General features: G+C 63.9%; 19 protein-coding genes. 10 read left to right on the forward strand and 9 right to left on the reverse strand.

From position 1 onward, the window contains the following. The first annotated feature begins 5 nt into the window (after positions 1-5). Together P9292_RS36210 and P9292_RS36215 are read left to right on the forward strand one after the other, a co-directional pair. Positions 6-2,069 carry a pseudouridine synthase gene (locus tag P9292_RS36210; RefSeq protein WP_309963892.1) on the forward strand — a complete coding sequence of 688 codons (2,064 nt, stop codon included), beginning with the start codon at positions 6-8 and terminating at the stop codon, positions 2,067-2,069. Positions 2,070-2,343: 274 nt separating this feature from the next. Beyond that, positions 2,344-2,580 (forward strand): hypothetical protein, encoded by a 237-nt coding sequence (locus P9292_RS36215; protein WP_244827756.1) that lies wholly within the window; start codon positions 2,344-2,346, stop codon positions 2,578-2,580. 74 nt (positions 2,581-2,654) lie between these two features. Here P9292_RS36215 and def read toward each other — a convergent pair whose 3' ends face one another. The 5 genes from def to P9292_RS36240 form a co-directional block, all read right to left on the reverse strand. Next, positions 2,655-3,188, reverse strand: a complete 534-nt coding sequence (def, locus tag P9292_RS36220; protein WP_309963895.1) for a peptide deformylase — start codon at positions 3,186-3,188, stop codon at positions 2,655-2,657. Next, a complete protein-coding gene (gene ligA, locus P9292_RS36225; RefSeq protein WP_309963898.1) occupies positions 3,185-5,263 on the reverse strand; it encodes an NAD-dependent DNA ligase LigA in 2,079 nt (692 codons plus the stop codon). Before ligA ends, def begins: the two co-directional genes overlap by 4 nt. Positions 5,264-5,467: 204 nt before the next feature. Then, positions 5,468-6,712, reverse strand: coding sequence for a cell division protein ZipA C-terminal FtsZ-binding domain-containing protein (locus P9292_RS36230; protein WP_309963900.1), 1,245 nt, complete (start codon positions 6,710-6,712; stop codon positions 5,468-5,470). A 173-nt stretch (positions 6,713-6,885) separates the two neighbouring features. After that, a complete protein-coding gene (smc, locus tag P9292_RS36235) occupies positions 6,886-10,401 on the reverse strand; it encodes a chromosome segregation protein SMC (RefSeq protein WP_309963903.1) in 3,516 nt (1,171 codons plus the stop codon). A gap of 135 nt (positions 10,402-10,536) precedes the next feature. Next, positions 10,537-11,496 carry a DMT family transporter gene (locus P9292_RS36240; protein WP_250525741.1) on the reverse strand — a complete coding sequence of 320 codons (960 nt, stop codon included), beginning with the start codon at positions 11,494-11,496 and terminating at the stop codon, positions 10,537-10,539. A gap of 279 nt (positions 11,497-11,775) precedes the next feature. Here P9292_RS36240 and dapC point away from each other — a divergent pair, with 279 nt between their 5' ends. From dapC to cls, 6 genes are all read left to right on the forward strand, one after another. Continuing rightward, the gene (gene dapC / locus P9292_RS36245; RefSeq protein WP_309963905.1) at positions 11,776-13,026 is read left to right on the forward strand and encodes a succinyldiaminopimelate transaminase; all 1,251 of its coding nucleotides are present in this window, start codon (positions 11,776-11,778) and stop codon (positions 13,024-13,026) included. Between the two features lie 43 nt (positions 13,027-13,069). Beyond that, the gene (gene dapD, locus P9292_RS36250; protein WP_309963907.1) at positions 13,070-13,897 is read left to right on the forward strand and encodes a 2,3,4,5-tetrahydropyridine-2,6-dicarboxylate N-succinyltransferase; all 828 of its coding nucleotides are present in this window, start codon (positions 13,070-13,072) and stop codon (positions 13,895-13,897) included. A gap of 2 nt (positions 13,898-13,899) precedes the next feature. Beyond that, entirely contained in the window at positions 13,900-14,259 is a 360-nt protein-coding gene (locus P9292_RS36255) for an ArsC family reductase (RefSeq protein ID WP_370652105.1), read from the forward strand. 95 nt (positions 14,260-14,354) lie between these two features. Beyond that, complete coding sequence (dapE, locus tag P9292_RS36260; RefSeq protein WP_250508921.1) at positions 14,355-15,494, forward strand: succinyl-diaminopimelate desuccinylase; 1,140 nt, start codon at positions 14,355-14,357, stop codon at positions 15,492-15,494. A 31-nt stretch (positions 15,495-15,525) separates the two neighbouring features. Next, a complete protein-coding gene (gene prmB, locus P9292_RS36265) occupies positions 15,526-16,413 on the forward strand; it encodes a 50S ribosomal protein L3 N(5)-glutamine methyltransferase (protein WP_309963910.1) in 888 nt (295 codons plus the stop codon). A gap of 150 nt (positions 16,414-16,563) precedes the next feature. Next, positions 16,564-18,078 (forward strand): cardiolipin synthase, encoded by a 1,515-nt coding sequence (gene cls / locus P9292_RS36270; protein ID WP_250492264.1) that lies wholly within the window; start codon positions 16,564-16,566, stop codon positions 18,076-18,078. A 4-nt stretch (positions 18,079-18,082) separates the two neighbouring features. On the opposite strand, the gene P9292_RS36275 is transcribed toward cls, so the two are convergent. Then, positions 18,083-18,574, reverse strand: a complete 492-nt coding sequence (locus P9292_RS36275) for a glutathione peroxidase (protein ID WP_309843113.1) — start codon at positions 18,572-18,574, stop codon at positions 18,083-18,085. Between the two features lie 144 nt (positions 18,575-18,718). Here P9292_RS36275 and P9292_RS36280 point away from each other — a divergent pair, with 144 nt between their 5' ends. Then, positions 18,719-20,659: an ATP-binding cassette domain-containing protein gene (locus P9292_RS36280; RefSeq protein ID WP_309963913.1), complete on the forward strand. Its 1,941-nt coding sequence runs from the start codon at positions 18,719-18,721 to the stop codon at positions 20,657-20,659. 153 nt (positions 20,660-20,812) lie between these two features. Here the strand turns inward: P9292_RS36280 and P9292_RS36285 are convergent, their stop codons facing one another. From P9292_RS36285 to alr, 3 genes are all read right to left on the reverse strand, one after another. Beyond that, positions 20,813-21,076, reverse strand: a complete 264-nt coding sequence (locus P9292_RS36285) for a DUF2866 domain-containing protein (protein WP_244827743.1) — start codon at positions 21,074-21,076, stop codon at positions 20,813-20,815. A 170-nt stretch (positions 21,077-21,246) separates the two neighbouring features. Continuing rightward, positions 21,247-22,635: a DNA repair protein RadA gene (gene radA, locus P9292_RS36290; protein ID WP_244827742.1), complete on the reverse strand. Its 1,389-nt coding sequence runs from the start codon at positions 22,633-22,635 to the stop codon at positions 21,247-21,249. A 42-nt stretch (positions 22,636-22,677) separates the two neighbouring features. Beyond that, the gene (gene alr, locus P9292_RS36295) at positions 22,678-23,748 is read right to left on the reverse strand and encodes an alanine racemase (RefSeq protein ID WP_244827741.1); all 1,071 of its coding nucleotides are present in this window, start codon (positions 23,746-23,748) and stop codon (positions 22,678-22,680) included. A 294-nt stretch (positions 23,749-24,042) separates the two neighbouring features. On the opposite strand from alr, the gene lplT reads away from it, so the two are divergent. Continuing rightward, positions 24,043-25,350 carry a lysophospholipid transporter LplT gene (lplT, locus tag P9292_RS36300; protein ID WP_244827740.1) on the forward strand — a complete coding sequence of 436 codons (1,308 nt, stop codon included), beginning with the start codon at positions 24,043-24,045 and terminating at the stop codon, positions 25,348-25,350. Positions 25,351-25,378 lie beyond the last annotated feature (28 nt).

Here is a 25,378-nt window from a genome sequence, read left to right on the forward strand (position 1 = left end):
ACTTTATGCGCGTCAAACTGACAGCCAAACATCCGCGTCCGACATCGTCGACGCGGTCGCCGGTTCGCACCGGTAGTTCCACCGCCCGCAAGACCACGCGGCCTGAAACGCCGCACGAGCGGCCGTCGACACCACGCGGTGCGGGGGGCGATTCGCGCGCGGGGTTCGACAAGCGTGGCGCGGGGGATCGGTCGGAACGTCGGCCCGGTTCTTCGGGCGGCGATGAGCGGCGCGCGTTTAAACCGCGTGGTGATGATTCGCGGCCGAGCTTTGATAAGCGTGGCGCGGGGGATCGGTCGGAGCGTCGGCCCGGTTCTTCGGGCGGCGACGAGCGACGCGCGTTTAAACCGCGTGGTGATGATTCGCGTCCGAGCTTCGATAAGCGCGGCCCGAGCGATCGGTCGGAGCGTCGGCCGTTTGCGCGCGATGAGCGCACGCCCGGCAGCGATGAACGACGCCCTTTCAAACCGCGCGATGATTCGCGTCCGAGCTTCGATAAGCGCGGCGCGAGCGATCGCTCGGAACGCCGGCCGTTTGCGCGCGACGACCGTACGCCCGGCAGCGATGAACGACGCCCTTTCAAACCGCGCGATGATTCGCGTCCGAGCTTCGACAAGCGCGGCCCGAGCGATCGCTCGGAACGCCGGCCGTTTGCGCGCGACGACCGCACGCCCGGCAGCGATGAACGACGCCCTTTCAAACCGCGCGACGATTCGCGTCCGAGCTTTGATAAGCGCGGCGCGGGCGATCGCTCCGAACGCCGTCCGTTTGCGCGCGACGACCGCAACCCCGGCAGCGATGAACGACGCCCTTTCAAACCGCGCGATGATTCGCGTCCGAGCTCCGATAAACGCGGCGCGAGCGATCGCTCCGAACGCCGTCCGTTTGCGCGCGACGACCGCACGCTCGGCAGCGATGAACGACGCCCTTTCAAGCCGCGCGACGATTCGCGTCCGAGCTTCGATAAGCGCGGCGCGGGCGATCGCTCCGAACGGCGGCCGTTTGCGCGCGATGAGCGCACGCCCGGTGGCGATGAACGACGCCCTTTCAAGCCGCGCGACGATTCGCGTCCGAGCTTCGACAAGCGCGGCGCGAGCGACCGTTCCGAACGCCGTCCGTTTACGCGCGACGACCGCACGCCCGGCACCGATGAACGACGCACGTTCAAACCGCGTGGCGACGATTCACGCCCAAGCTTCGACAAGCGCGGCGCGGGCGACCGTCGTCCCGCATCACGCGACGACCGCCCACCGCACGCCGAAGTCATCCCGGCATCCACCGAACCCGCCCACAAGCCCCGCGCTCACGACGACGGCCTCGTCCGCCTGTCGAAGGTGATGTCCGAACTCGGCCTCTGCTCGCGCCGCGAAGCGGACGAGTGGATCGAAAAAGGCTGTGTGCTCGTCGATGGCGAAGTCACCGATACGCTCGGCACGCGTATCCGCCCGGATCAGGAAATCGATGTCCTGCCCGCCGCGCGTTCCGCACAGTCGCTGCTCGTCACGATCTTGCTGCACAAGCCGGTCGGCTACGTATCGGGTCAGGCAGAAGACGGCTACGAGCCCGCCGTCACGCTCATCAATCCGGCCAATCACTGGCAAGACGACCGCAGCGGCATTCGTTTCGCACCGGGTCATCTGCGCACGCTCGCGCCGGCCGGCCGACTCGATATCGATTCGACCGGGCTGCTCGTACTTACGCAGGATGGCCGCATCGCGAAGCAATTGATCGGCAACCATTCCGAAGTCGACAAGGAGTACCTCGTGCGCGTGCGCTACGGCGAACACGAAGTCGATGTGGATCAGCACTTCCCGGAAGAACAACTCGCGCTGCTGCGTCACGGCCTGTCGCTCGACGACGTCCCGCTCAAGACCGCACAAGTCAGTTGGCAGAACGGCGAGCAGTTGCGCTTCGTGCTGCACGAAGGCAAAAAACGCCAGATTCGCCGGATGTGCGAACTGGTCGGACTGGAAGTCGTCGGTCTGAAACGCATCCGCATGGGCCGCGTCACGCTGGGCGCGCTGCCGCCGGGTCACTGGCGCTATCTCGGCGCCGACGAGAGCTTCTGATTGCGCGTTTTCGCTCCGGACGATCATCGTTCGGAGCGAACCACGAACGACCGTTCTCGCAATCCTCTCCGCTTCGCGGCTGCGTCGCAAAAAAGCGACGTCTCGACTTGCAACCCCTGATGGCGCCACATCGATCGCCAGTTTTATTTTTTTGCTGATTACCGCCTAAAGAAAATAAGTCATTATTCCGTTAGGCAAGTGTGACGCAGAGACTTTTTTACCGTCCTGCAGCGCACCAAGGATTCAGCATTTAACTGATCGAAGGAGAATCGCCATGTCAGTCGAGATCATTGTCCGAGAAACGAAAAGCGGCCTCGAAATCGTCAGCGGCCGTCGACGGCTCGACGCCTTGCTCGCCCTGCGAGATGAAGTGGTCGTCATGAGCCCCGGCATCGGCGAAATCGTGGTTGCGCGCCTGCCGGACGGACGTCTGCAAGCGTCCGCGAACCCTGAACATGTCGCGCTGTTCCGCCAGCCGGCCGTTAGCGGAACGCCCAAGTCCTTCGCCTGAACAAAAGCCGCTCGCAAGGAGCGGCTTTTTAGTGTGTGCAAATGCGGAACGCGCCCTCGCGCGTCCGCACGTTCTCAGTCGTCGCCAACCGGATCGAGCCCAGGAAACAGCACGTCCGTGAAGCCGAACTTCGAGAAGTCGGTAATACGCATCGGATAAAGCTTGCCGATCAGATGGTCGCACTCGTGCTGCACGACGCGCGCGTGAAAACCTTCCGCCAGCCGCTCGATGGCGTTGCCGTACTGATCGAAGCCCTGGTAGCGGATCATCGAAAAGCGCTGTACCGCGCCGCGCAGGCCGGGGACGGACAGGCAGCCTTCCCAGCCCTCCTCCATGTCGTGACCGTTCGGCGTGATGATCGGGTTGATGAGCACCGTCTCCGGCACCGACGGCGCGTCGGGATAGCGCGGATTCTGTCCGAAGCCGAAGATCACCACCTGCAGATCGACGCCGATCTGCGGAGCGGCGAGGCCCGCGCCATTGGCGTCGCGCGTCGTATCGAACATGTCCTGCACCAGCGTGTGCAGTTCCGGCGTGTCGAAATGCTCGACCGGCTCGGCGATACGCAACAGCCGCGGATCGCCCATCTTCAGGATTTCTCGGATCATGGGGTAACTCCTTCCAAAAGCTTCTTCATGCCGTCTTCGTCGAGAACGGGAACCCCGAGTTCCTCCGCTTTCGCAAGCTTGCTGCCTGCTTCCGCGCCCGCCACCACGTAGTCGGTCTTTTTCGATACCGAACCGGCCACTTTCGCTCCGGCCGCCTCCAGCATCTCCTTTGCATCTTCGCGCGTGAGCGTGGGCAAGGTGCCCGTCAGCACCACGGTCTTGCCCGCCAGCACGCCCAGCGGCGCTTTCGGTGCGGGCGGACCTTCCGGCCACGACACCTTGACGCGCAATTGTTCGATGACGTGCTGGTTGTGCTCTTCGCTGAAGAAATTATGGATGGCTTCGGCGACGACCGGCCCGACATCGTTCACTTCCAGCAATTCCTCGACCGAAGCGGCGATGATTGGGTCGAGCGAGCCGAAATGCTTCGCGAGATCTTTTGCCGTCGACTCGCCCACGTGGCGGATGCCGAGCGCGTAAATGAAACGCGCGAGCGTCGTGTGGCGCGCCTTGTCGAGCGAATCGAGCAGGTTCTGCGCGGATTTGTCGGCGAACCGGTCGAGCGCGGCGAGCGTCGAGAAACCGAGGCTGAAGAGATCGGCGGGCGTGCGCACGAGATTCTCTTCGACCAGTTGATCGATGATCTTCTCGCCGAGGCCGTCGATATCGAGCGCACGGCGCTGGGCGAAATGCCACAGCGCCTGCTTGCGCTGCGCCGGACAAAAAAGGCCGCCCGTGCACCGCGCAATGGCTTCGTCGGGCAGACGTTCGATCCTCGAGCCGCACACCGGGCACTCGGTCGGCATGACGAACTCGCGCGCGTCGTCCGGACGGCGGTCGAGAATCGCGCCCACCACTTCGGGAATGACGTCGCCCGCACGGCGCACGGTCACCGTGTCGCCGATACGGATGTCCTTGCGGCGCACTTCGTCTTCGTTATGCAGCGTCGCATTCGTGACGGTCGCGCCACCGACGAAGACCGGCGCCAGGCGCGCAACCGGCGTGATGGCGCCCGTGCGGCCCACCTGCACGTCGATGGCCAGCAGCTGCGTGAGCGCTTCCTGCGCCGGAAACTTGTGCGCGAGCGCAAAGCGCGGCGCGCGCGAAACGAAGCCGAGCTTGTCCTGTTCGTCGCGCCGGTTGACCTTGTAGACCACGCCGTCGATGTCGTACGGCAGCTGCTCGCGCTTTTCGCCCGTCTTGCGGAAAAAGTCGAGCAGGCCCTCCGCGCCATCGACCACGCCGCGTTCCGCGTTCACCGGCAAGCCCATTTCCTTGTACCAGTCGAGCAGACCGGCGTGCGTATCCGGCATCTCCGCGCCTTCAAGCACGCCGATGCCATACGCGAAAAAGGATAGCGGCCGTTGCGCGGTCATCTTCGGATCGAGTTGACGCAAACTGCCCGCCGCGGCGTTACGCGGATTGGCGAACTCGCGCTGCTCGGCATCGCGCTGACGTGCGTTGAGCCGCTCGAAGTCGCGCTTGAACATCAGTGCTTCGCCGCGCACGTCGAGCCGCTTCGGCACGTCCTTGCCCTTGAGCGTGAGCGGAATGGAGCGGATGGTGCGCACGTTGGCCGTCACATCTTCGCCGGTCGCGCCGTCGCCGCGCGTGGACGCCTGCACGAAGCGGCCGTCCTCGTAACGCAGGGAAATGGCCAGGCCATCGAATTTCAGTTCGCACGCATATTGCACCGGCGCGTGCGCGAGCGCGTCCGACACACGCTTGTCGAACGCGGCGATGTCTTCGTCGGCGAAACCGTTGTTGAGCGAAAGCATTGGCACGTCGTGCACCACGGGCTCAAAACCTTCCGCCGCCTTGCCGCCCACGCGTTGCGTCGGCGAATCGGGCGTGACGAGATCGGGACGGTCCGTCTCGATTCCCTGCAATTCCTTGAAGAGCGTGTCGTATTCGGCGTCGGGCAGATCCGGCTGGTCGAGCACGTAGTAGGCGTAATTCGCGCGTTCAAGTTCCGAGCGCAACCACGCCGCGCGCTCGGCCGGACGATCGGCACTGGGGACGGCTGCGCCCGACTTTCTGGCAGCGGCGGATTCGGCTTTCGTTTTAGCGGACATGCGACAAATACTTGGGAAAGTGAATTAAGTCTGCCAACGACCGTTCGATTGTCTCAGAAGATCGGTAAATCGTGGCATCGGCCAAACGGCCAGGATGTGACGAAACGTGCGATGCCGCGCGCGCAAAAGAAAGCGCCCCGGTCGGGGGCGCAATTTCGAAGCCCGCTGCACGCTAAAAGACGAGCGCGCCGTGAGACCTCGCGCTTATTGGCTGAAGAGCCGCCGCGTGGCGGGCGAGCCTGCTGGCATGCCCGCCTGCTCAAGCTTGGCGTACAGCGTCATCAATTGCTTTTCGATGTTGAGCAACGCGGATTCCGGCAACGGCCGGCGCTGATCGTCCACGACCCGCGCGCCGATACGCTCGGACAGCGACTTGGCGTAATCGCACATGAGCCTGAACGGCAGGATGTCTTCGTCCGCCACCGGCACGTCGAGCACCAGCGTGATCATCTGGCCGCCCTTGTACGTGAGGTCGTCACGCAGAAAGTTGGTATCGCCGAAAAGGAGCATGAAAACCGGGTTCTGCTTCGCATCCAGTTTCACGAAACGCGTGCCGTCGCGCGAGAGCAAAAGCCCGTCTTGCGAGGCCACCGCCTGCACGTAGTTGGCCGACCACGGCGCGCCGTCGGACAGGATATTGATGGAGAGCTGCGCGTCGCACTGGGCGGCAAAGGCGTCCAGCTCGCGCGCCATGCCCACGGTTTCCATCATGTCCGGAAACTCGGGCGAACCGTCGATGGCATCGGCCAGACGCTGCACGCCGGTCACGAACTCGGAAAACTCGAGTTCGTTGAGCGGGCCACTGCGGTTTGCCAGTTGCGCGGCGGCACGCAACTCTTCATAACGCGCGCCGTTGCGAAGCAATTCCCAGGTCGAATCGCCCTCGGGCTTGCCTTCTATCGTCACGGGCTTGGTGCCCGCGCGACGCAGACGCTGCGCCAGCGGCAACACGCGGTCTCCCGCAACGGGTCCACCAAGGCGAATCGGCACGACGCAATCGATGCGGCGATCGACCAGCGCCGGCGGCGCCGACGAAATGGTGTTCGTGGCGGGCAAGGTCGGCTCGTTGCGTCCGTCTTCGTCAATGCTCGCGAGTTCCGCTTCATCAGCGGCGGTGGCTTCAGCCTGCAGATCGACGGCGGTATCAGCCGGAGCGATAGGCGCGGGCGCGACGGGCGCCGGCTCGGCCGCAAGGCTCACGCCGCCGAAGCTCGGCTCGACGCGCGCTTCGTTCTCGCTCGAAACCGGCTCGCGACGCGGCTGGCGCACCGGTTCGATAAACGGTTGCTCGTCGTCCGTCTCCTGACGCGCGAGCGCGTCGGCTGCCTCGTCGGGCATCGGACGCGGCATCTTGCGGCGCACCTTGGCGCTCTGCCACGCGTTGTACACCACCACGCCGCCCACCACCACGGCTCCTGCTCCGATCAAACCGAGTGTCAACTCGTCCATGCACGCTCCATCGTTCTTTTGGGTTACGAAGCGCCGCGCGATCTGTCGCACGCATCGGACCGCGTTCCGGCATCACGCCTCGGGTCTTTTGCGCACCACTCCGCGCCTGCGCGCCTGGCCGGATCAGCGTCCGGCCTGCCACTCATTCAAATCCTGGTGCTGCGTCGCGCGCTTCAGCCGTTTTGGGCGAAGCCCGCCGCCGACTCCATGTCCACCGCGACGATGCGCGATACGCCCTGCTCCTGCATCGTCACGCCGATCAGTTGCTGCGCCATTTCCATCGCGATCTTGTTGTGCGAGATGAACAGGAACTGCGTCTTGACCGACATCGCGCGCACGAGATTCGCGAAGCGTTCCGTGTTGGCGTCGTCGAGCGGCGCGTCCACTTCGTCGAGCAGACAGAACGGCGCCGGGTTCAACTGGAACATCGCAAACACGAGCGCGGTCGCGGTAAGCGCTTTCTCGCCGCCTGACAGCAAGTGAATGGTCGAATTCTTCTTGCCGGGCGGCTGCGCCATGACCTGTACGCCAGCGTCCAGGATTTCGTCACCCGTCATGATGAGCTTGGCCTGGCCACCGCCGAACAGCCGCGGGAACAGTTCGCCGAAGTGTCGGTTCACTTCGTCGAACGTACCTTGCAACAGCGCGCGCGTTTCCTGGTCGATTCGCTGGATTGCATCTTCCAGCGTACCGATGGCGTCGTTCAGATCCGCCGATTGCGCGTCGAGGAACTGCTTGCGCTCGGTGGCCGCGACGAGCTCTTCGAGCGCCGCCATGTTGACCGGCCCAAGCGCTGTGATCGCGTTGTTCAGACGCGTGACTTCGCCTTGCAGATACGAAGGCTTCATGTCCGGCGTGAGCTTCGCCTGCAGTTCGGCTTCGTCGACGCCCGCTGCCTGCAACTGTTCGACGAACTGTTCGCCACTGATGCGCGCGGCCTGCTCCTTCAACTGCAATTCGTTGATGCGGTCGCGCAGCGGCTGCAGCGAGCGTTCGGCGAGTAGCCGCTGTTCGTCGGAGGCACGCAGACGCGCCGTTAGATCGTCCAGTTCGACGCGCGCGGCGTGCAGCGCTTCCTCGCGTGCCGCGCGGACTTCGAGCGCGTCCTGCAAGCCCGTCTGCGCCGTCTGTTCGTTGATGGTTTCGAGTTCGGCGCGCGCATCTTCGAGCGATGCCGCCACGCGTTCGCTTTGGTCGTGCGCCGTGTCGATATTGCGCTTGTATTCCTCGATCTTCGCGGCAAGGCCGCGCGCGGCGAAACCCGCGTCGCTCGCGGCGCGTTCCAGTTCGCGCAGTTCCTGACGGGCGGCCGTTAGCGTTTCGTCGAGCGCTTCGAACGCCATCTGGTTGTCTTCGAAGCGCGCCTGCAATTGCGCGAGCTCCGTATCGTGATGTTCGAACGCCGCCTCGGATTCGGCCCGCAGCGCGCGTTGTTCCTCGATCTGCGCGACGATTTCCTCGAGTTCCTCGCCAATCTGCGTGCTGCGCTGCGTGTAGCGCTCATGCGCCTGCGCGAGCTTCAGCACATCGAGTTGCAGCGCGTGGACGCGTTGCGTCGCGCGTTCGGCGGCGGCGCGGGCATCGGCAAGAGTTTGCGAGCCTTGGGTATGCGCGGCTTCTGCGCGTACCGCGTTGGCCTTTGCTTCGTCGGCGAGCAATGCCTGCGCGCGCACTTGCCGCGTGAGATTTTCGATATCCTGCGAACGCGCGAGCATGCCCGACTGCTCGGAATCGGCGGCGTACAGCTGCACGCCGACACGCGTCACCACATGCCCTGCCTTCACGATGAACGCGCCGCCTTCCGGCAATTGCGTGCGCGCCGCGAGCGCCTGGCCGATGTCGTCGGCGATGAAGGTCGTGGCGAGCCACTCGTTCAGCACCGCGCGCAAGCCCGGGTCGTCGATGCGCACGAGCGACAGCAACGGCCGCAAGCCTTGCGGCGTGTCGAGCGGCTTGCCGGCGACGGGCGGCGAATAGAACGCGAGCTTGGCGGGCGGCGCGTCGGCGGCGAAAGCCTTGATCCAGTCCAGATTCGATACTTCGAGCGCCGCCAGCCGCTCACGCAGCACCGATTCGAGCGCCGCTTCCCAGCCCGCTTCGACATGCAGCTTCTTCCAGAGGCGCGGCAGCGCGCCGAGCTCGTGCTTGTCGAGCCACGGCTGGATCTTGCCTTCGGTCTGAACGCTTTCCTGAAGCTGCCGCAAGGCAGCAAGCCGCGCTTCGAGCTGGTGGTTCTGCGCGCTTTCGGCCTGTACACGCTCCTGCGCCGCGCGGCGCTCGGCATCCAGACGCGGCACGGTTTCCTGCGCATCGGCGAGACGCGCCTGCGCTTCGCTCTGTACTTCCTCATGCTCGGCGAGCTGCATGCGCAGTTCTTCGAGTTGCGCTTCGTCGGGTGCGTCGAGTCCTTTCGATTCGGTCCTGAGCCGCTCCTCGCGCTGCTGCAACTGCTGAAGCTGCTGATCCGCGTTGCGCTGATGCGCCGCTTCGAGCTTCAACGCCTGCTCCGCGCGCGCGATGCCTGCGCGTTCTTCGTTCAGATGCGTCTGCGCGTCGCGCCAGCGGGCTTCGAGCGCCGGCAGTTCGTCATGCTTTGCGGCAGCGTTTTCCCGCGCGATGACTGCTTTCTCTTCGCCTTCCGCGAGCGCTTCCGATGCCGTCTCGATTTCGTCGCGCGCCTTTTGCGCCTGCATTTGCCATTGCTCGCGCTGCGCGTTGAGCGCGGCGATCTGAGCCTGCACGCGATTGCGCGATTCGACGATGAAGCGAATCTCCGCTTCCAGCCGGCTCACTTCGCCGTTGGCTTCATAGAGCGCGCCTTGCGCGCCTTGCATGGCGTCGCTCGCGCTGTAGTGCGCGACACGCAGCGTCTCGAGTTGCGCTTCCACTTCGCGCAGACGCGCGGTCTGCGCTTCGAGTTCAATCTGCGCGTCGCGGATAGCGCGTTGCTGCCGCTCGGCTTCGTTGCCCGCTTCGTTCTTGCGCAAAAGCCACAACAGGCGCTGCTTTTCCTCGCCTTCGGCCTGCAGATCCTTGTACTTCGTCGCGACGACCGCCTGCGCTTCGAGCTTCTCGAGATTCGCGCCAAGTTCGCGGACGATGTCTTCCACGCGCGTCAGATTCTCGCGTGTATCGTGCAGACGATTCTCCGTCTCGCGGCGGCGCTCCTTGTACTTCGACACGCCCGCGGCTTCTTCCAGAAACACGCGCAGTTCTTCAGGCTTGGCCTCGATGATGCGCGCGATCATGCCCTGGCCGATGATCGCGTAAGCACGCGGACCTAAGCCCGTGCCGAGGAAGATGTCCTGGATGTCGCGGCGTCGCGCGGGCAGGTTGTTGATGTAGTAGCTGGAGGTGCCGTCGCGCGTGAGCACGCGCTTGACCGCGATCTCGCCGTATGCGCTCCATTGCCCGGCGGCGCGGCCGTCGCCGTTATCGAAGATCAGTTCGACGCTTGCCCGGCTGCCCGGCTTACGCGCCGTAGAGCCGTTGAAGATGACGTCCTGCATCGATTCGCCGCGCAGTTCGGACGCGCGCGATTCGCCGAGCACCCAGCGCACGGCATCGATGATGTTTGACTTGCCGCAGCCATTCGGACCGACCACGCCGACTAACTGGCCGGGGACCTGGAAATGCGTGGGATCGACGAAGGACTTGAAGCCAGCGAGTTTGATCGAGGTCAGACGCACGGCGATTTCGCTGTTTGAGATGAATACGGAGGTAAATAGCAGACAGGCCGCACAGCGGCCCGTCGATCATGCTCGCCTTGAGGGCAGTCGAGGCCCGGGCATGAGCTTAAAGCCCTACCCGGCGAGCGGTCACCATCATACCATCGCCCGTCTCGATTTCTTTTTGCCTGCGCCTTCATCGCGCGATGTATTTTCAGCGGCTTCTTTTCGCTGCCGATGCACCCATGCCGACAGCACGCAAGCCGCCACGATGCACGCGCCGCCGGCCCATTCGCGCGGGCCCGGCACTTCATGCGCGAAGAGCCACGACGAGAGCGCGGTGACGACGAGTTCGAACAGCATGATGATCGACGCGCGATTGGCGGGCACGCGCGCCAGGCCGATCTGCACGATCATGTTGTTCACCGCGAGCACGACGCCGAGGCCCAGCACGATCGACGCGACCGTGCCCAATTGCGCGGCTGAAGGCGGCGCGGGCATCGGCTCGAACACGGTGACGAGCGAAGCGACGATAGCCGCGCCGCCGAAGATCACCGCCGTGCGCATCTCCGGCTTCATTGCCGGAAGCGTGCGCGTGATGCGCACCACCAGCACGTTGCTGATGGAAAAGCCCATGCCGCCCATGAGCCCCGCCCATTCCGCGAGATTGGCGGGCAACGGCAGGCCGAGTTCGGGCGACCACAGCATGGTGACCGCGCCCGCGAGCGACAGCAAGGACAGCGCGGCATCCACGCGAGTCAGGCGTTCCTTCAGGATGAAGTGCGCGAAGATCGCGGTCCAGGCGGGCGTGAGATAGAACAGCAGCAGCACGCGCATCACCTGGCCGTGAATAGCGCCCCAGACGAAGCCGATGCTCGTCACGCCCGCCGCGAGTCCAAGCGCGACGAGCAGCCAATGCCACGAAAGGCTCTTGATCGAGCGATGCCGGAACAGCAGCACGAAGAGACAGGCGACTGCGCTCGTGCTTGCGCTGGCGGCGGTGCCGGAAAGGCCCATGGCGGCGAGCATGCGCATGGGATACCACACGAGGCCCCAGACCGATGCGCCGATCATGATGGCGAGCGTCGGGCCGGCGTCGTGGAAGCGGCTGCTCATCGTGTTACTCCGGCCGGCTGCGCGATTGCGCGCATCTCATCGTGATCAACCGGCTGTACCAGTGCGCCTTTCATGAGGCTCATTATTCGTTTGTCCTTTGCTGCAACGCGTCCGGCATAAGGCCGCGCGCTATAATCTCGTGCTCTTGCGTGTGCATTTCGCGTGTTCGTCGTGTCGCGACGAAGCTCTTCTTCAAGCCCGCTGCACGCATGCGTCGGATGCCGTTCGCTCATACATACGTACAGACGCTTAACCGCATAACCGCAAACCGGTCACGCCGTGAATCCACTACTCCAGAAACTTCAGTCGTATCCGTTCGAAAAGCTGCGTCTGCTTTTTCAGGGCATCGAGCCGCGCGCCGGATTCACGCCGATCAGCTTCGGTATTGGCGAGCCAAAGCATCCCACGCCCGCGCTGATACGCGACGCCGTCATCGATTCGCTCGACGGCATGGCGAGCTATCCGGCAACGCTCGGCAGCGCGCCCTTGCGCGAAGCCATCGCCACGTGGGTAATGACGCGCTACGGTCTGCCTTCGATCAATCCCGCCACCGAAGTGCTGCCCGTTTCCGGTTCGCGCGAAGCCTTGTTCGCGCTGGCGCAGACCGTTGTCGACAGCCGCGGCGCGAGTCACGCGGCGGCATCGGGCGAGCCGCCCATCGTACTCTGTCCGAACCCGTTCTATCAAATCTACGAAGGCGCGGCGCTGCTCGCGGGCGCCGAGCCTTACTTCGTCAATAGCGACCCGTCGCGCAACTTCGCGTGCGATTACTCGACGGTGCCCGAAGCAATTTGGGCGCGCACGCAACTGCTCTACGTGTGTTCGCCGGGCAATCCGACAGGCGCCGTGCTCACGCTCGACAACTGGCGCGAACTCTTCGCGCTGTCGGACAAGCACGGCTTCGTGATTGCCTCCGACGAGTGCTATTCGGAAATCTATTTCGACGAAGCCAATCCGCCGCTCGGCGGCCTCGAAGCCGCGCACAAGCTGAATCGCGGTTTCGAGCGTCTCGTCATGCTGTCGAGCTTGTCGAAGCGCTCGAACGTGCCCGGCATGCGCTCGGGCTTCGTCGCTGGCGACGCCGCTATCCTCAAAAGTTTCCTGCTGTATCGCACCTATCATGGCGCGGCGCTTTCGACGGTGTTTCAGAAAGCGAGCGTGGTCGCGTGGCAGGATGAAACGCACGTTCGCGACAATCGCGCGAAGTATCTGCGGAAGTTCGAAACCGTCACGCCCATGCTCGCCGAGGTGCTCGACGTACGTTTGCCCGACGCCGCGTTCTATTTGTGGGCCAACGTCGCCAAGACCGGTCTCACGGATACCGAGTTCGCCGCGCGTCTGTACGCCGACTATAATGTGACGGTCCTGCCGGGGTCCTTTCTCGCCCGCACGGCGCACGGCACGAATCCGGGCGAAGGCTTCGTGCGCATCGCGCTCGTCGCCGGCGTCGAGGAATGTGTCGAAGGCGCCCGCCGTATCGTCGAATTCTGCCGCACGCTGTCGCCGGTCACGGCACCCGCCTCGCCGTGACGGGCGCGGCCAGTCCATCTCTCCATCATCCTCGATACCAACTATGTCGCAACAACTTCAGAGCATCATCGATCAAGCCTGGGAAAACCGCGCTGAACTGTCGCCCAAGGCCGCGCCCGCGGAAGTCCGCGAAGCCGTTGCCCATGCCATCGAACAACTGGACAAGGGCGCGTTGCGTGTCGCCGAAAAGCGCGACGGCGACTGGGTCGTGAATCAATGGCTGAAGAAGGCGGTGCTGCTGTCGTTCCGTCTGGAAGACAACGCGCCGATGCCCGCCGGCGGCTACTCGCAGTTCTACGACAAGGTGCCCTCGAAGTTCGCGAACTACACGCCCGAAGACTTCGCGGCAGGCGGTTTCCGCGTGGTGCCGCCGGCCATCGCGCGGCGCGGCTCGTTCATCGCGAAGAACGTAGTGCTGATGCCCTCGTACACCAACATTGGCGCTTATGTCGATGAAGGCACCATGGTCGATACCTGGGCCACCGTCGGTTCGTGCGCGCAGATCGGCAAGAACGTGCATCTGTCGGGCGGCGTGGGCATTGGCGGCGTGCTGGAGCCGTTACAGGCGAATCCGGTCATCATCGAAGACAACTGCTTCATCGGCGCGCGCTCGGAAGTGGTGGAAGGCGTGATCGTCGAGGAGAATTCGGTCATTTCCATGGGCGTGTATCTCGGCCAGAGCACCAAGATCTATGACCGCGAAACCGGTCAGGTGAGCTACGGCCGCATTCCGGCGGGCTCGGTGGTGGTTGCGGGCAACCTGGCTTCGAAGGACGGTTCGCACAGCCTGTATTGCGCGGTCATCGTCAAGAAGGTCGACGCCAAGACGCGCGCCAAGGTTGGCCTGAACGAACTGCTGCGAGGCGACTGATCGTGGCGAAGACAACGGTCGTGTACGGCATTCCCAATTGCGACACGGTGAAGAAAGCACGCGTGTGGCTGGAGGAACATGGCGTGCCGTTCGAGTTTCACGACTTCAAGAAAGCCGGCGTGTCGAACGCGCTGGTGCAGGACTGGCTGAAGGACGTGCCGCTCGACCAGCTCATCAACAAGCGCGGCACGACCTGGCGCGGGCTGTCGGACGTGCACAAGGCCGAAGCGGATACCACCTCGGGCGCCATTGCGCTCATGATCCACAAGCCGTCGATCATCAAGCGGCCGGTCGTCGTCGTGAACGGGCGCGTGAAGACGCTCGGCTTTTCGGCCGAGCAGTACGAGACGATCTTCGCATGATCGCGTGCGGTGACTTCGCTCTTCCGAGTCACTGACGCGCCACGAGTGCCGGCCCCCTGCGCCGGCATTTTTTATCGCATCAACGTCAAGACACCATGTCCGGCACCTTATCCCTCACCGAAGCATTGATCGAACGCGCGTCCGTCACGCCCGACGACCAGCATTGTCAGGCGCTGATGATCGAACGCCTCGCCGCGATCGGCTTTCACTGCGAAACCATCGCCTCGGGCGGCGTCACGAACTTGTGGGCGGTCAAGCGCGGCACGGACGGATCGCAAGGCAAGCTGCTTGCCTTCGCCGGCCACACCGATGTCGTGCCCACCGGCCCGCTCGAACAATGGACCTCGCCGCCGTTCGCCCCGGCGCAGCGCGACGGCAAGCTCTACGGGCGCGGCGCGGCGGACATGAAGGCCTCGCTTGCGGCGTTCGTCGTATCGAGCGAAGAGTTCGTCGCGAACCATCCGCTGCATCGCGGCTCGCTCGCCTTTCTCATCACGAGCGACGAAGAAGGCCCCGCTACCGACGGCACCGTGAAGGTCGTCGAAGCCTTGAAGGCCCGCGGCGAGCGACTCGATTACTGCATCGTCGGCGAGCCGACTTCGAACGCCACGCTCGGCGACATGGTCAAGAACGGCCGGCGCGGCTCGATGACAGGCAAGCTCGTCGTCAAGGGCGTGCAAGGGCATATCGCGTATCCGCATCTCGCGAAAAATCCGGTGCATGCGCTCGCACCGGCGCTTGCCGAACTCGTGGCGGAGCGCTGGGACGACGGCAACGAATACTTTCCGCCGACCACATGGCAAGTCTCGAACCTGCATTCCGGCACGGGCGCGACCAACATCATTCCCGGCCACGCGGACCTGATGTTCAACTTCCGCTTCTCGACCGCGAGCACGGTCGAAGGTCTGCAAAGCCGCGTGCAAGCCATTCTCGACAAGCACGGCCTCGATTACGACCTGACCTGGACGGTGAGCGGCCTGCCCTTCTTGACACCGCGCGGCGAACTCTCCGAGGCGCTCGAAAAAGCGATCCGCGACGAAACCGGCGTTGCGACGGAACTGTCGACCACGGGCGGCACGTCGGACGGGCGCTTCATCGCGCGCATCTGCAAACAGGTGATCGAATTCGGTCCGCCGAACGGCACCATCCATAAGATCGACGAACATGTCGAAGTGCGATTCATCGAGCCGCTGAAGAACATCTACCGCCGCGTGCTCGAACAACTCGTCGCTTAAAGCCTCTACCCGTCACACAAGGAGCCATTCGATGGCGCTGCCCTTCACCACCCTGCGCGACTTGCTGCGCTTTGGCGTTACGCGCTTCACACAGGCCGGACTCTCGTTCGGCCACGGTTCGACCAACGCCTATGACGAAGCCGCGTATCTGATTCTGCATACGCTGCATCTGCCGCTCGACACGCTCGACCCGTTTCTCGACGCGCGCCTGCTCGACACCGAAATCGACGCCGTCATGAAAGTGATCGAGCGCCGCGCGAAGGAACGCGTGCCCGCCGCCTACATCACGCAGGAAGCGTGGATGCACGGACACCGTTTCTACGTCGATGAGCGCGTGATCGTGCCGCGTTCGTTCATCGGCGAATTGCTGCAGGACGGCTTGCAGCCTTACGTGGCCGACCCCGACCAGGTCACGCGCGTGCTCGAACTCTGCACGGGTTCGGGCTGCCTCGCGGTGCTCGCGGCGCAGGCGTTCGAAAACGCCGATATCGATGCCGTCGACATCTCCGCCGATGCGCTCGCGGTCGCGCGCCGCAACGTCGACGACTACGAACTCGACGAACGCATCTCGCTTTACGAAGGCGACCTGTATGCGCCGCTGCCGCAAGACGCGCGCTACGAAGTGATCATCACGAACCCGCCATACGTCAACGCCACCGCCATGCAGTCGCTGCCCGAGGAATATCGCCACGAGCCGGCACTCGCGCTCGCGGGCGGCGCGGACGGCATGGACGTGGTGCGGCGTATCGTGCACGAGGCGAGCAAGTGGCTGACCGAAGACGGCGTGCTCGTCGTCGAGATCGGCAACGAACGCGCCAATGTCGAAGCGGCGCTCGGCGGTCTCGATCTGATCTGGCTCTCGACCAGCGCTGGCGACGACAACGTGTTCCTGATCCAGGCCGCCGACCTGCCGGCCTGAGCCTTCAGCGGCGTTGTTTCAACGCAAGCGCGGTCCTTTTCGGGCCGCGACTTGCGCCCAAGGTTCGGTAATATGACGCATCCTCGCGGCAGCGCATTTGCTGTCGCGCCGTGCAGGCTGCACGCGTCGTCATCGGACCAACGGCATTCCATGCAAGCAGCAGACTGGCTACACCTCGGCACGCTCGTGATAGCCGCGCATGTGCTCGGCGTGATCGCGGCGATTCACGCCATCATCAATACGCGCACCTCGCAGGGCGCGGTGGCGTGGGCGGTGTCGCTCGTGGCCATGCCTTACTTCACGCTCATTCCTTATCTGTTTCTCGGCCGCAGCAAGTTCGCGGGTTATATCGACGCGCGTCGGCTCGAAATCGAGATTCTGCGCAGCCGCTCGAAACCCGCCGAATGGGACTCGACGGATCGCAGCGACGCGCCTCAGCCGCTCCCGATTCATCGCGACGAAGCCGGCGCGCTGCTCGACGCGTCAGGCGTGCGCGGCGAGATCGCGCCGGGACCGGCGAGCTATCTCGGCAATCCGACCATTCGCACTTTGCAGCGCCTCTCGGGCATGCCGTTCCTGCGCGGCAACTCGGTGCGCGTGCTCGTCAACGGCGACGCCACGTTCTCCGCGATTCTCTCCGCCATCGAAGCGGCCGAGCACTATGTCGTCGTGCAGTTCTTCATCGTGCGCGCCGATGCGCTCGGCGAGTTGCTCAAGGAAATGCTCATCGCGCGGGCGAAAGCGGGCGTGCGCGTCTATTTTCTCTACGACAGCATCGGCAGCTTCGACTTGCCGCATCGCTACGTGAATGCGCTGCGTGCGAGCGGCGTACAGGCGCATCCGTTCGCGGCCAAGCGCAAGTTCGTGCACCGCTTCCAGATCAACTTCCGCAATCACCGGAAGATCGTGGTGGTCGACGGCAAGCGCGCGTTCGTCGGCGGACATAACGTGGGCGTCGAGTATCTCGGCGGCAATCCACGCCTCACGCCCTGGCGCGATACCCACGTCGAAGTGCGCGGCCCTGCCGTGGCGAGCATCCAGTTCGTTTTCACGGAAGATTGGTACTGGGCCACGCAACGCCTGCCCGAGCTCGGCCCCGCGCCGCATTCGGACGAAAACATGCACTGCATGGTGTTGTCGAGCGGCCCGGCCGACAAACAGGAGACCTGTTCGCTCTTCTTCGTCGAGGCGATCAACGCGGCGCGCCAACGTGTCTGGATCACCTCGCCCTATCTGATTCCCGACGAAGCCGTGTTCTCCGCGCTGCGCCTTGCCGTGATGCGTGGCGTCGATGTACGCATCCTGATTCCGAGCCGGCGCGATCATCGCGTGGTGTTCGCGGCATCGAAGCTGTATGCCTACGATTTGTTGCAGGCGGGCGTGCGCATCTTCCGCTACAAGCCGGGTTTTCTGCATCAAAAGGTCGTGCTCGTCGACGATGTCGGCGCGGCCATAGGCAGCGCCAATCTCGACAACCGCTCCTTTCGCCTCAACTTCGAGGTCATGGTGCTGACCGTCGACAACGCTTTCGCGCGTGAAGTCGAAAGCATGCTGCTCGCCGACTTCGCGCTCTCGTATGAGATCGACCGCGAGGACTATCGCGGCGCGGCGTCCTGGCGACGCATGGCCATGCATGTCGCGCGCCTCTTCTCGCCTATCCTCTAAGGCGCTACAGCAGTTTTTCGATGTCCTCGGCAATCGACTCCGGTTTCGTCAGCGACGCGTAGCGCTTCAGGATGTCGCCGTTGCGGTTCACGAGAAACTTCGTGAAGTTCCACTTGATGACCTCGGTGCCGAGCACGCCCGGTTCCTTCGATGTCAGATATTTGAAGAGCGGATGCGCATTCGGCCCCTTGACGTCGATCTTCGCGAACATCGGGAACGTGACGCCGTAGTTCTTTTCGCAGAAGCTGCCGATCTGCGTGGCATCGCCCGGTTCCTGCGCGCCGAACTGGTTGCAGGGAAAACCGAGCACTTCGAAACCGCGCGCCGCGAAGCGCTCATAGACTTCCTGCAAACCCTTGTATTGCGGCGTGAAGCCGCATTCGCTCGCGGTGTTCACGATCAAAAGCACCTTGCCGCGATACTGGTCGATGCCCACCGTCTCGCCGCCCAGCGTCTCGGCCTTGAACGCGTAAATGTCGTCGCTTGCTGCACTCATGAGTTGCTCCCGCTGGAAAGATTCGAAGAAAGGCGATGCTACTACCGCGCGCCACTTACCGCCATTGGCCGAACGGACGACCCCCGGCGCTTCGTGGCCGCAGTCTAAAATAGCGGTTTCCCTCATGCCGCGCCGCCATCTCCCGTGATTCGCTTCAACCAGTTCAGCCTCTCCCGCGGCACCAAGCCGCTTTTCGAAGAGACCAGTTTCACGCTCAATCCGGGCGAGAAAGCCGGTCTCGTCGGCGCGAACGGCGCGGGCAAATCCACGCTCTTTTCCGTGTTGCGCGGCGAGTTGCACGCGGACGGCGGCGATTTCGCGCTGCCGCCTTCGTGGCGCATTGCGCATGTCGCGCAAGAAACGCCCGCCGTGGACCGCACGGCGCTCGACTACACGCTCGACGGCGACACGCGACTGCGGGCTATCGAGGCACGCATCGCGGCGGCTTCGGCGGCGCATGACGGCGCGGCCGAAGCCGAAGCCCACGCCGCTTTCGCCGATGCCGACGGCTACACCGCGCCCGCGCGCGCCGAAACGCTGTTGCTCGGCCTGGGCTTCACGCTCGCGCAGACACGCGAACCGGTGACGAGCTTCTCGGGCGGTTGGCGCATGCGCCTGAATCTGGCGCAGGCGCTGATGTGTCCGTCCGACCTCTTGCTGCTCGACGAACCCACGAATCACCTGGACCTCGATGCAATCATCTGGCTCGAAGACTGGCTCGGCCGTTATCCCGGCACGCTCGTCGTGATTTCGCACGACCGCGAATTTCTCGACGCGGTCTGCAATGTCACGCTGCATCTTGAGAATCGTCAGATCAAGCGCTACGGCGGCAACTACAGCCAGTTCGAAGTGCTGCGCGCGCAGCAGCTCGCCTTGCAGCAGAACGCCTACGAAAAGCAGCAGAGAACGGTGGCGCATCTGCAGAGTTTCATCGACCGCTTCAAGGCCAAGGCGACCAAGGCCAAGCAGGCGCAAAGCCGTGTCAAGGCGCTGGAGAAGATGGAGCTGATCGCGCCCGCGCATGCGAGCTCGCCGTTCACGTTCGAGTTCCGCGCGCCCGACGCCGCGCCCAATCCGATGATGGTCATGGAAGACGTGCGCTGCGGCTATCGCACCGAGGACATCGAGATTCCGATTGTCGAAGGCGTGACGCTGTCGATTCAAAACGGTCAGCGCATCGGCTTGCTCGGCGCGAACGGGCAGGGTAAATCGACGCTCATCAAGACGCTCGCCGGCACGCTTGCCGCGCTGTCGGGCAGCGTGCGGCAAGGCAAGGGCTTGCAGATTGGCTACTTCGCGCAGCATCAGCTCGAAACGCTGCGTCCCGACGACTCCGCCCTTCAGCATCTCGCGCGGCTTGCGCCCGGCACGCGCGAGCAGGAACTGCGCGACTTTCTCGGCAGCTTCAACTTTTCGGGCGAAATGGCGACCGCGAAGATCGCGCCGTTTTCCGGTGGCGAAAAGGCGCGGCTCGCGCTGGCGCTCATCATTTGGCAGAAGCCGAATCTGCTGCTGCTGGACGAGCCGACCAATCACCTCGACCTCGAAACCCGCCACGCGCTGACCATGGCGCTCGCGCAGTTCGAAGGCACGCTGATCCTCGTGTCGCACGACCGGCACTTGCTGCGCGCGACGACCGACACCTTCATGCTGGTGGCGAAGCATCGTCTGAGTCCGTTCGACGGCGATCTCGACGATTATCGCGACTGGCTGCTGCAACACGCCGCCGAAACGCGCGCGGCGGCAAAGGACGCGAATGGCGCGTCGTCCACGAACGCAGACACGCAGGACAGCGCGCAGAACCGCAAGGAACAGCGCCGTCTGGAGGCGCAGGAGCGGCAGAAGCTCGCGCATCTGAAGAAGCCGCTGCAGTCGCGCATTGCGAAGATAGAAAAGGAAATGGATGCGCTGAACGCGGAGAAAGCCACGCTCGATGCGTTCGTGGCCGATCCCGCGAGTTACGAGGCCGCGATGAAAACGAAGCTAACCGACACCATTCGCCGGCAAGGCGAAGTCGGCGCGCGGCTGGAGGCGCTCGAAATGGAGTGGCTGGAAGCGCATGAAGAGCTTGAGCAGATCGGGTGATGACTTTGCGGCGTGCTGATCGAGCGGCCGGACTCACGTAGCTTCGCGTGCCTGGCGCGCCGCAAGCCTTCGAACGCCACCGTGCTTCGTAGGAAGCGCGAACCCTTCACTGATCGACACGCAACACGTTCACCCACGCCGCCGCCACGAATTTCACCTTCGCGGCAAGGTCTGCCTTGGTTGCCGTTCGTCATCGACGAGCACGTGCTTGCGCCCCGTCACATGGCGGCGGATAGTCGCGACGACTTCGTCCTCGGTGGCATCGGCCGCGACGACACGGCGCGAAATCTGCCCTTCACCGTCGATCCATTCGACGATCCGGCATCCGCCACCGAAAGGCTGCTGCAGCGGCGCGGAGACACGGCACCCGCGCAGATGAAACGCGGGCTTGGGCCGCGTTGATTTGATGTGGTTCAAAGCGTGGTCCTCTCGATCCTTGCAATCACTTCGCCTGTGTCGAGACAGCAGACGAAGCCGGCCGGTTCCGTAGCCCTGTAAGGATAAGAAGATCGCGCGCGAATCAGGTTACATATCGACGCGACATTTTTACGCCGCATTACGAAGCTCCGACCAAGCGCGCCAGGAGCTCACTCCAGGTCGCGCACGCGGTCGATCGCTTCCTCGATCCGATCCACCGCGATCACGTTCAGCCCGTCGATAGGCTGCTTCGGCGCGTTGGCCTTCGGAATCAGCGCGGCCGAAAAGCCCAGCTTGGCCGCTTCCTTGAGCCGGTCTTGTCCGCGCGGCGAAGGCCGGATCTCGCCGGCGAGTCCCACTTCGCCGAACGTGATGAGGCCCTTCGGCAGCGGCTTGTTGCGCATCGACGAATGGATGGCGAGCAGCACGGCGAGATCGGCCGCGGGTTCGGTGATCTTCACGCCGCCGACGGCGTTCAGGAACACGTCCTGATCGAAACACGCGATGCCCGCGTGCCGATGCAGCACCGCGAGCAAGAGCGCGAGCCGGTTCTGTTCGAGCCCGACCGCGAGGCGTCGCGGATTGGGCACGTGCGCGGTGTCGACGAGCGCCTGTACCTCGACGAGCAAGGGCCGCGAGCCTTCCTGCGTCACCAGGACGCACGACCCCGGCACGCTCTGCTCGTGCTGCGACAAAAAGAGCGCCGAGGGATTCGCCACGCCGCGCAAGCCGCGCTCGGTCATGGCGAACACGCCGAGTTCGTTGACCGCGCCAAAGCGGTTCTTGAAGGCGCGCACGAGCCTGAACGACGAGTGCGTATCGCCTTCGAAGTACAGCACCGTATCGACGATATGTTCCAGCACGCGCGGCCCCGCGAGGCTGCCTTCCTTGGTCACGTGGCCGACCATGATGATCGCGGTACCGGTCTGCTTGGCGATGCGCGTCAACTGCGCCGCGCACTCGCGAACCTGCGCGACCGAGCCGGGCGCGGAGGTGAGCGCTTCGGAATAAATGGTCTGAATCGAATCGATGACCGCGACTTCCGGCCGTTGCTCGTCGATGGTCGCCTGGATTTTTTCGAGCTGGATTTCCGCGAGCAAGCCGAGGTCGCCGACGGCGCTGTCCCGCGCGCCCGTCAGGCCGAGCCGCGCCGCGCGCAACGCGATCTGCGCGCCGGATTCTTCGCCGCTCACGTAGAGCGCGCGCCGCTCGCGGGCGATTTCCGCAAGCGATTGCAAGAGCAACGTCGATTTGCCGATGCCCGGATCGCCGCCGATCAACACCACGCCGCCGGGCACGAGACCGCCTCCGAGCACCCGGTCGAATTCGCCGACGCCCGTGGTGAAACGCGGCACGTCGGAGGCCTCGATGTCGGCGAGCCGCTGCACCGGCGAACTCTTCGCGAGCGCCTGGAAGCGATGCGCCGAAGCGCCCTGCTCCACCGACTCCACGAGCGTATTCCACGCCCCGCACGCGGCACACTGGCCGGTCCATTTCGGCGCTTGTCCGCCGCATTCGCTACAGATATAGAGCGTCTTTGCTTTCGCTGCTTTTGCCACGCGCTGCCTTGCTATAAGTCCGGTTGAAGTTCGATGCCTGGGTCATTCCGCGCGTACCGGCACGCGTTGCGCGATCGCGCACATCAATTCATAGCCGATGGTGCCGCACGAAGAGGCGACATCGTCGATAGGCAGATTCGGGCCCCACAGTTCGACGCGCGAGCCGATGCCCGCATGCGGAACCGGCGTGAGATCGACCGTGAGCATGTCCATGGACACGCGGCCGACGAGTTTCGTCCTCACGCCATCGACGATAACGGGCGTGCCTTCCGGCGCCACGCGCGGATAACCGTCCGCATAACCGCACGCCACCACGCCGATGCGAATGGCCTGTCCCGCCGTGTAAGTGGAACCGTAACCGATGCTGCTGCCCGCCTCGACCGTCTGCACGGCGATCAGCTCGGACGAAAGCGTCATGGCCGGACGCAGCCCGAGATTCGCGACATCGGCCGTCACGCCCGACGGCGACGCGCCATACAAAATGATGCCGGGCCGCACCCAGTCGAAGTGCGCGGCCGGATGCCACAGGACCGCCGCCGAGTTCGACAGGCTGCGCGCCCCCGCAATGCCTTCCGCGCCGCGTTCGAACGCCGCCAGCTGATGCGCGACGCCGCGTTCGCTGTCGGCATCGGAAAAATGGGTCATGAGCGTGATCTGCCCGATGCCCTGCACCGCCCGCGCCCGCTCCCACGCCGCGCGGAACCGCTCGGGCACGTAGCCGAGCCGGTTCATGCCGCTATTCATCTTCAACTGGATATTGATAGGCTTGGACAGCCGCGCCATTTCCAGCATGCGCAATTGCTCGTCGCAATGCACGGCCGTGGTCAGGCTGTAGCGGTCGATCACGTCGATATCGGTCGGCCGGAAGAAGCCTTCGAGCAGAAGAATCGGCCCGGCCCAACCCAATTCACGCAACTTTACGGCTTCTTCGAGGTCCAGAAGCCCGAAGCCGTCCGTTGCCCGAAGTCCGGGGAACGCTCGCGCAAGTCCGTGGCCATAAGCATTGGCCTTGACGACAGCCCAGATTTTGGATTTCGGCGCGTGCTTTCGTGCGACGGAGAGATTGTTGGCGAGTGCGGCGGTGTGAATGGTGGCGGAAAGGGGGCGCGGCATGAGCGTGTGTGGAATTGCGGTTCGGGCAGTCGGAAGGGCGAGCATACGCCAGCGTGGCATTGCGTGCTGCGGGTCTCAAAGACGCCTTGCGAATCAGTATCTTAAGAACAAACTCGCGGACGATCGTCTGTTTTTCGAGCGTCATCGAGATTACTGCTAGTCAGAATGCGCCTATTTTCGTGTTATAAAGCCGTGCGCACAACCCATTTCGAAAGGCATAAGCCCGATCGCAAGACAAGCGGCATGTCCGGCGGGCGGGGCGGATCACCCGCAGTGAGGAAAGCTTCGGATCAGATGAAAAAAGGTTTTTACACCATCATGGCCGCGCAGTTTTTCTCATCGCTGGCTGACAACGCTCTCCTGATTGCTGCCATTGCACTGCTGAAAGACCTTCACGCCCCGAACTGGATGACGCCGCTCCTGAAGCTGTTCTTCGTGCTCTCCTACGTGGTACTCGCGGCTTTCGTCGGCGCTTTCGCGGACTCGCGGCCCAAGGGCCGGGTGATGTTCGTCACCAATTCCATCAAGGTCGTCGGCTGCATCACCATGCTGGTGGGCGCACATCCGCTACTGGCCTACGGCATCGTGGGCTTCGGCGCGGCGGCCTACTCGCCCGCGAAGTACGGAATTCTCACCGAACTGCTGCCCGCCGACCGGCTCGTTGCCGCCAATGGCTGGATAGAAGGCACCACGGTCGGGTCGATCATCCTGGGCACGGTCATGGGCGGCGCGCTCATCAGTCCGCATATCGCCGGGCATCTGCTCAGTCTGCACATTCCGAAAGTCAATACGCCCGCCGAAGCCGCCATGCTCGTGATCGTGCTGATGTATGTGATCGCCGCGATCTTCAACCTGCGCATTCCCGACACTGGCGCGCGTTATCCGAAGCAGGAAACGCGGCCGATCAAGCTTATCACCGATTTCGCCGGTTGCTTCGTGACGCTCTGGCACGACAAGCTCGGACAAATCTCGCTCGCGGTCACCACGCTCTTCTGGGGCGCGGGCGCGACCTTGCAGTTCATCGTGCTGAAATGGGCCGAAGTGTCGCTCGGCATGACGCTCTCGCAGGCCGCCATCTTGCAGGCGGTGATCGCGGTGGGCGTCGCGGTCGGCGCGGTGCTCGCGGCGGCGCGCGTGCCGCTCAAGCGCTCGCTGTCGGTGTTGCCGGTGGGCATCATGATGGGTATCGCCGTCATGCTGATGGCGTTCTACACGCGCCACCTCTTTCCCGCGCACTGGGGCATCTACTTCGGCAAGATGCACTTTCCGGGGTATCTGCTCGTCGCCTATTTGTTCCTGATGATCGTCGGTGGCTTGTCGGGCTTCTTCGTCGTGCCGATGAACGCGCTGCTCCAGCATCGCGGGCACGTGCTCTTGTCGGCGGGCCATTCGATCGCCGTGCAGAACTTCAACGAGAATCTCTCCGTGCTCGTCATGCTGTGCCTCTACGCCGTGCTGGTGTGGCTCGACGTGCCGATCCAGTTCGTGATCGTGCTGTTCGGCACCTTCGTGTGCCTGATGATGTACTTCGTCATGCGGCGGCATCAGGCGAACCAGCGCGCGTTCGATTCCGTCGCGCTGATCGGCGAAGCGCGGCATTGAAGGCGCGCGGCACGCTTTGCTCGTAGCA

Source organism: Caballeronia sp. LZ001 (genome assembly GCF_031450875.1).
In the GTDB taxonomy this organism is placed as follows: domain Bacteria; phylum Pseudomonadota; class Gammaproteobacteria; order Burkholderiales; family Burkholderiaceae; genus Caballeronia.

Bases quoted from the DNA above. Each gene is read 5' to 3' on its own strand.
- dapD (WP_309963907.1), top strand. From the start codon at position 13,070: ATGTCGCAACAACTTCAGAGCATCATCGATCAAGCCTGGGAAAACCGC.
- ligA (WP_309963898.1), bottom strand. From the start codon at position 5,263: ATGTCCGCTAAAACGAAAGCCGAATCCGCCGCTGCCAGAAAGTCGGGC.
- dapE (WP_250508921.1), top strand. From the start codon at position 14,355: ATGTCCGGCACCTTATCCCTCACCGAAGCATTGATCGAACGCGCGTCC.
- P9292_RS36230 (WP_309963900.1), bottom strand. From the start codon at position 6,712: ATGGACGAGTTGACACTCGGTTTGATCGGAGCAGGAGCCGTGGTGGTG.
- lplT (WP_244827740.1), top strand. From the start codon at position 24,043: ATGAAAAAAGGTTTTTACACCATCATGGCCGCGCAGTTTTTCTCATCG.
- alr (WP_244827741.1), bottom strand. From the start codon at position 23,748: ATGCCGCGCCCCCTTTCCGCCACCATTCACACCGCCGCACTCGCCAAC.
- P9292_RS36210 (WP_309963892.1), top strand. From the start codon at position 6: ATGCGCGTCAAACTGACAGCCAAACATCCGCGTCCGACATCGTCGACG.
- prmB (WP_309963910.1), top strand. From the start codon at position 15,526: ATGGCGCTGCCCTTCACCACCCTGCGCGACTTGCTGCGCTTTGGCGTT.
- cls (WP_250492264.1), top strand. From the start codon at position 16,564: ATGCAAGCAGCAGACTGGCTACACCTCGGCACGCTCGTGATAGCCGCG.
- P9292_RS36215 (WP_244827756.1), top strand. From the start codon at position 2,344: ATGTCAGTCGAGATCATTGTCCGAGAAACGAAAAGCGGCCTCGAAATC.
- P9292_RS36275 (WP_309843113.1), bottom strand. From the start codon at position 18,574: ATGAGTGCAGCAAGCGACGACATTTACGCGTTCAAGGCCGAGACGCTG.
- def (WP_309963895.1), bottom strand. From the start codon at position 3,188: ATGATCCGAGAAATCCTGAAGATGGGCGATCCGCGGCTGTTGCGTATC.
- P9292_RS36240 (WP_250525741.1), bottom strand. From the start codon at position 11,496: ATGAGCAGCCGCTTCCACGACGCCGGCCCGACGCTCGCCATCATGATC.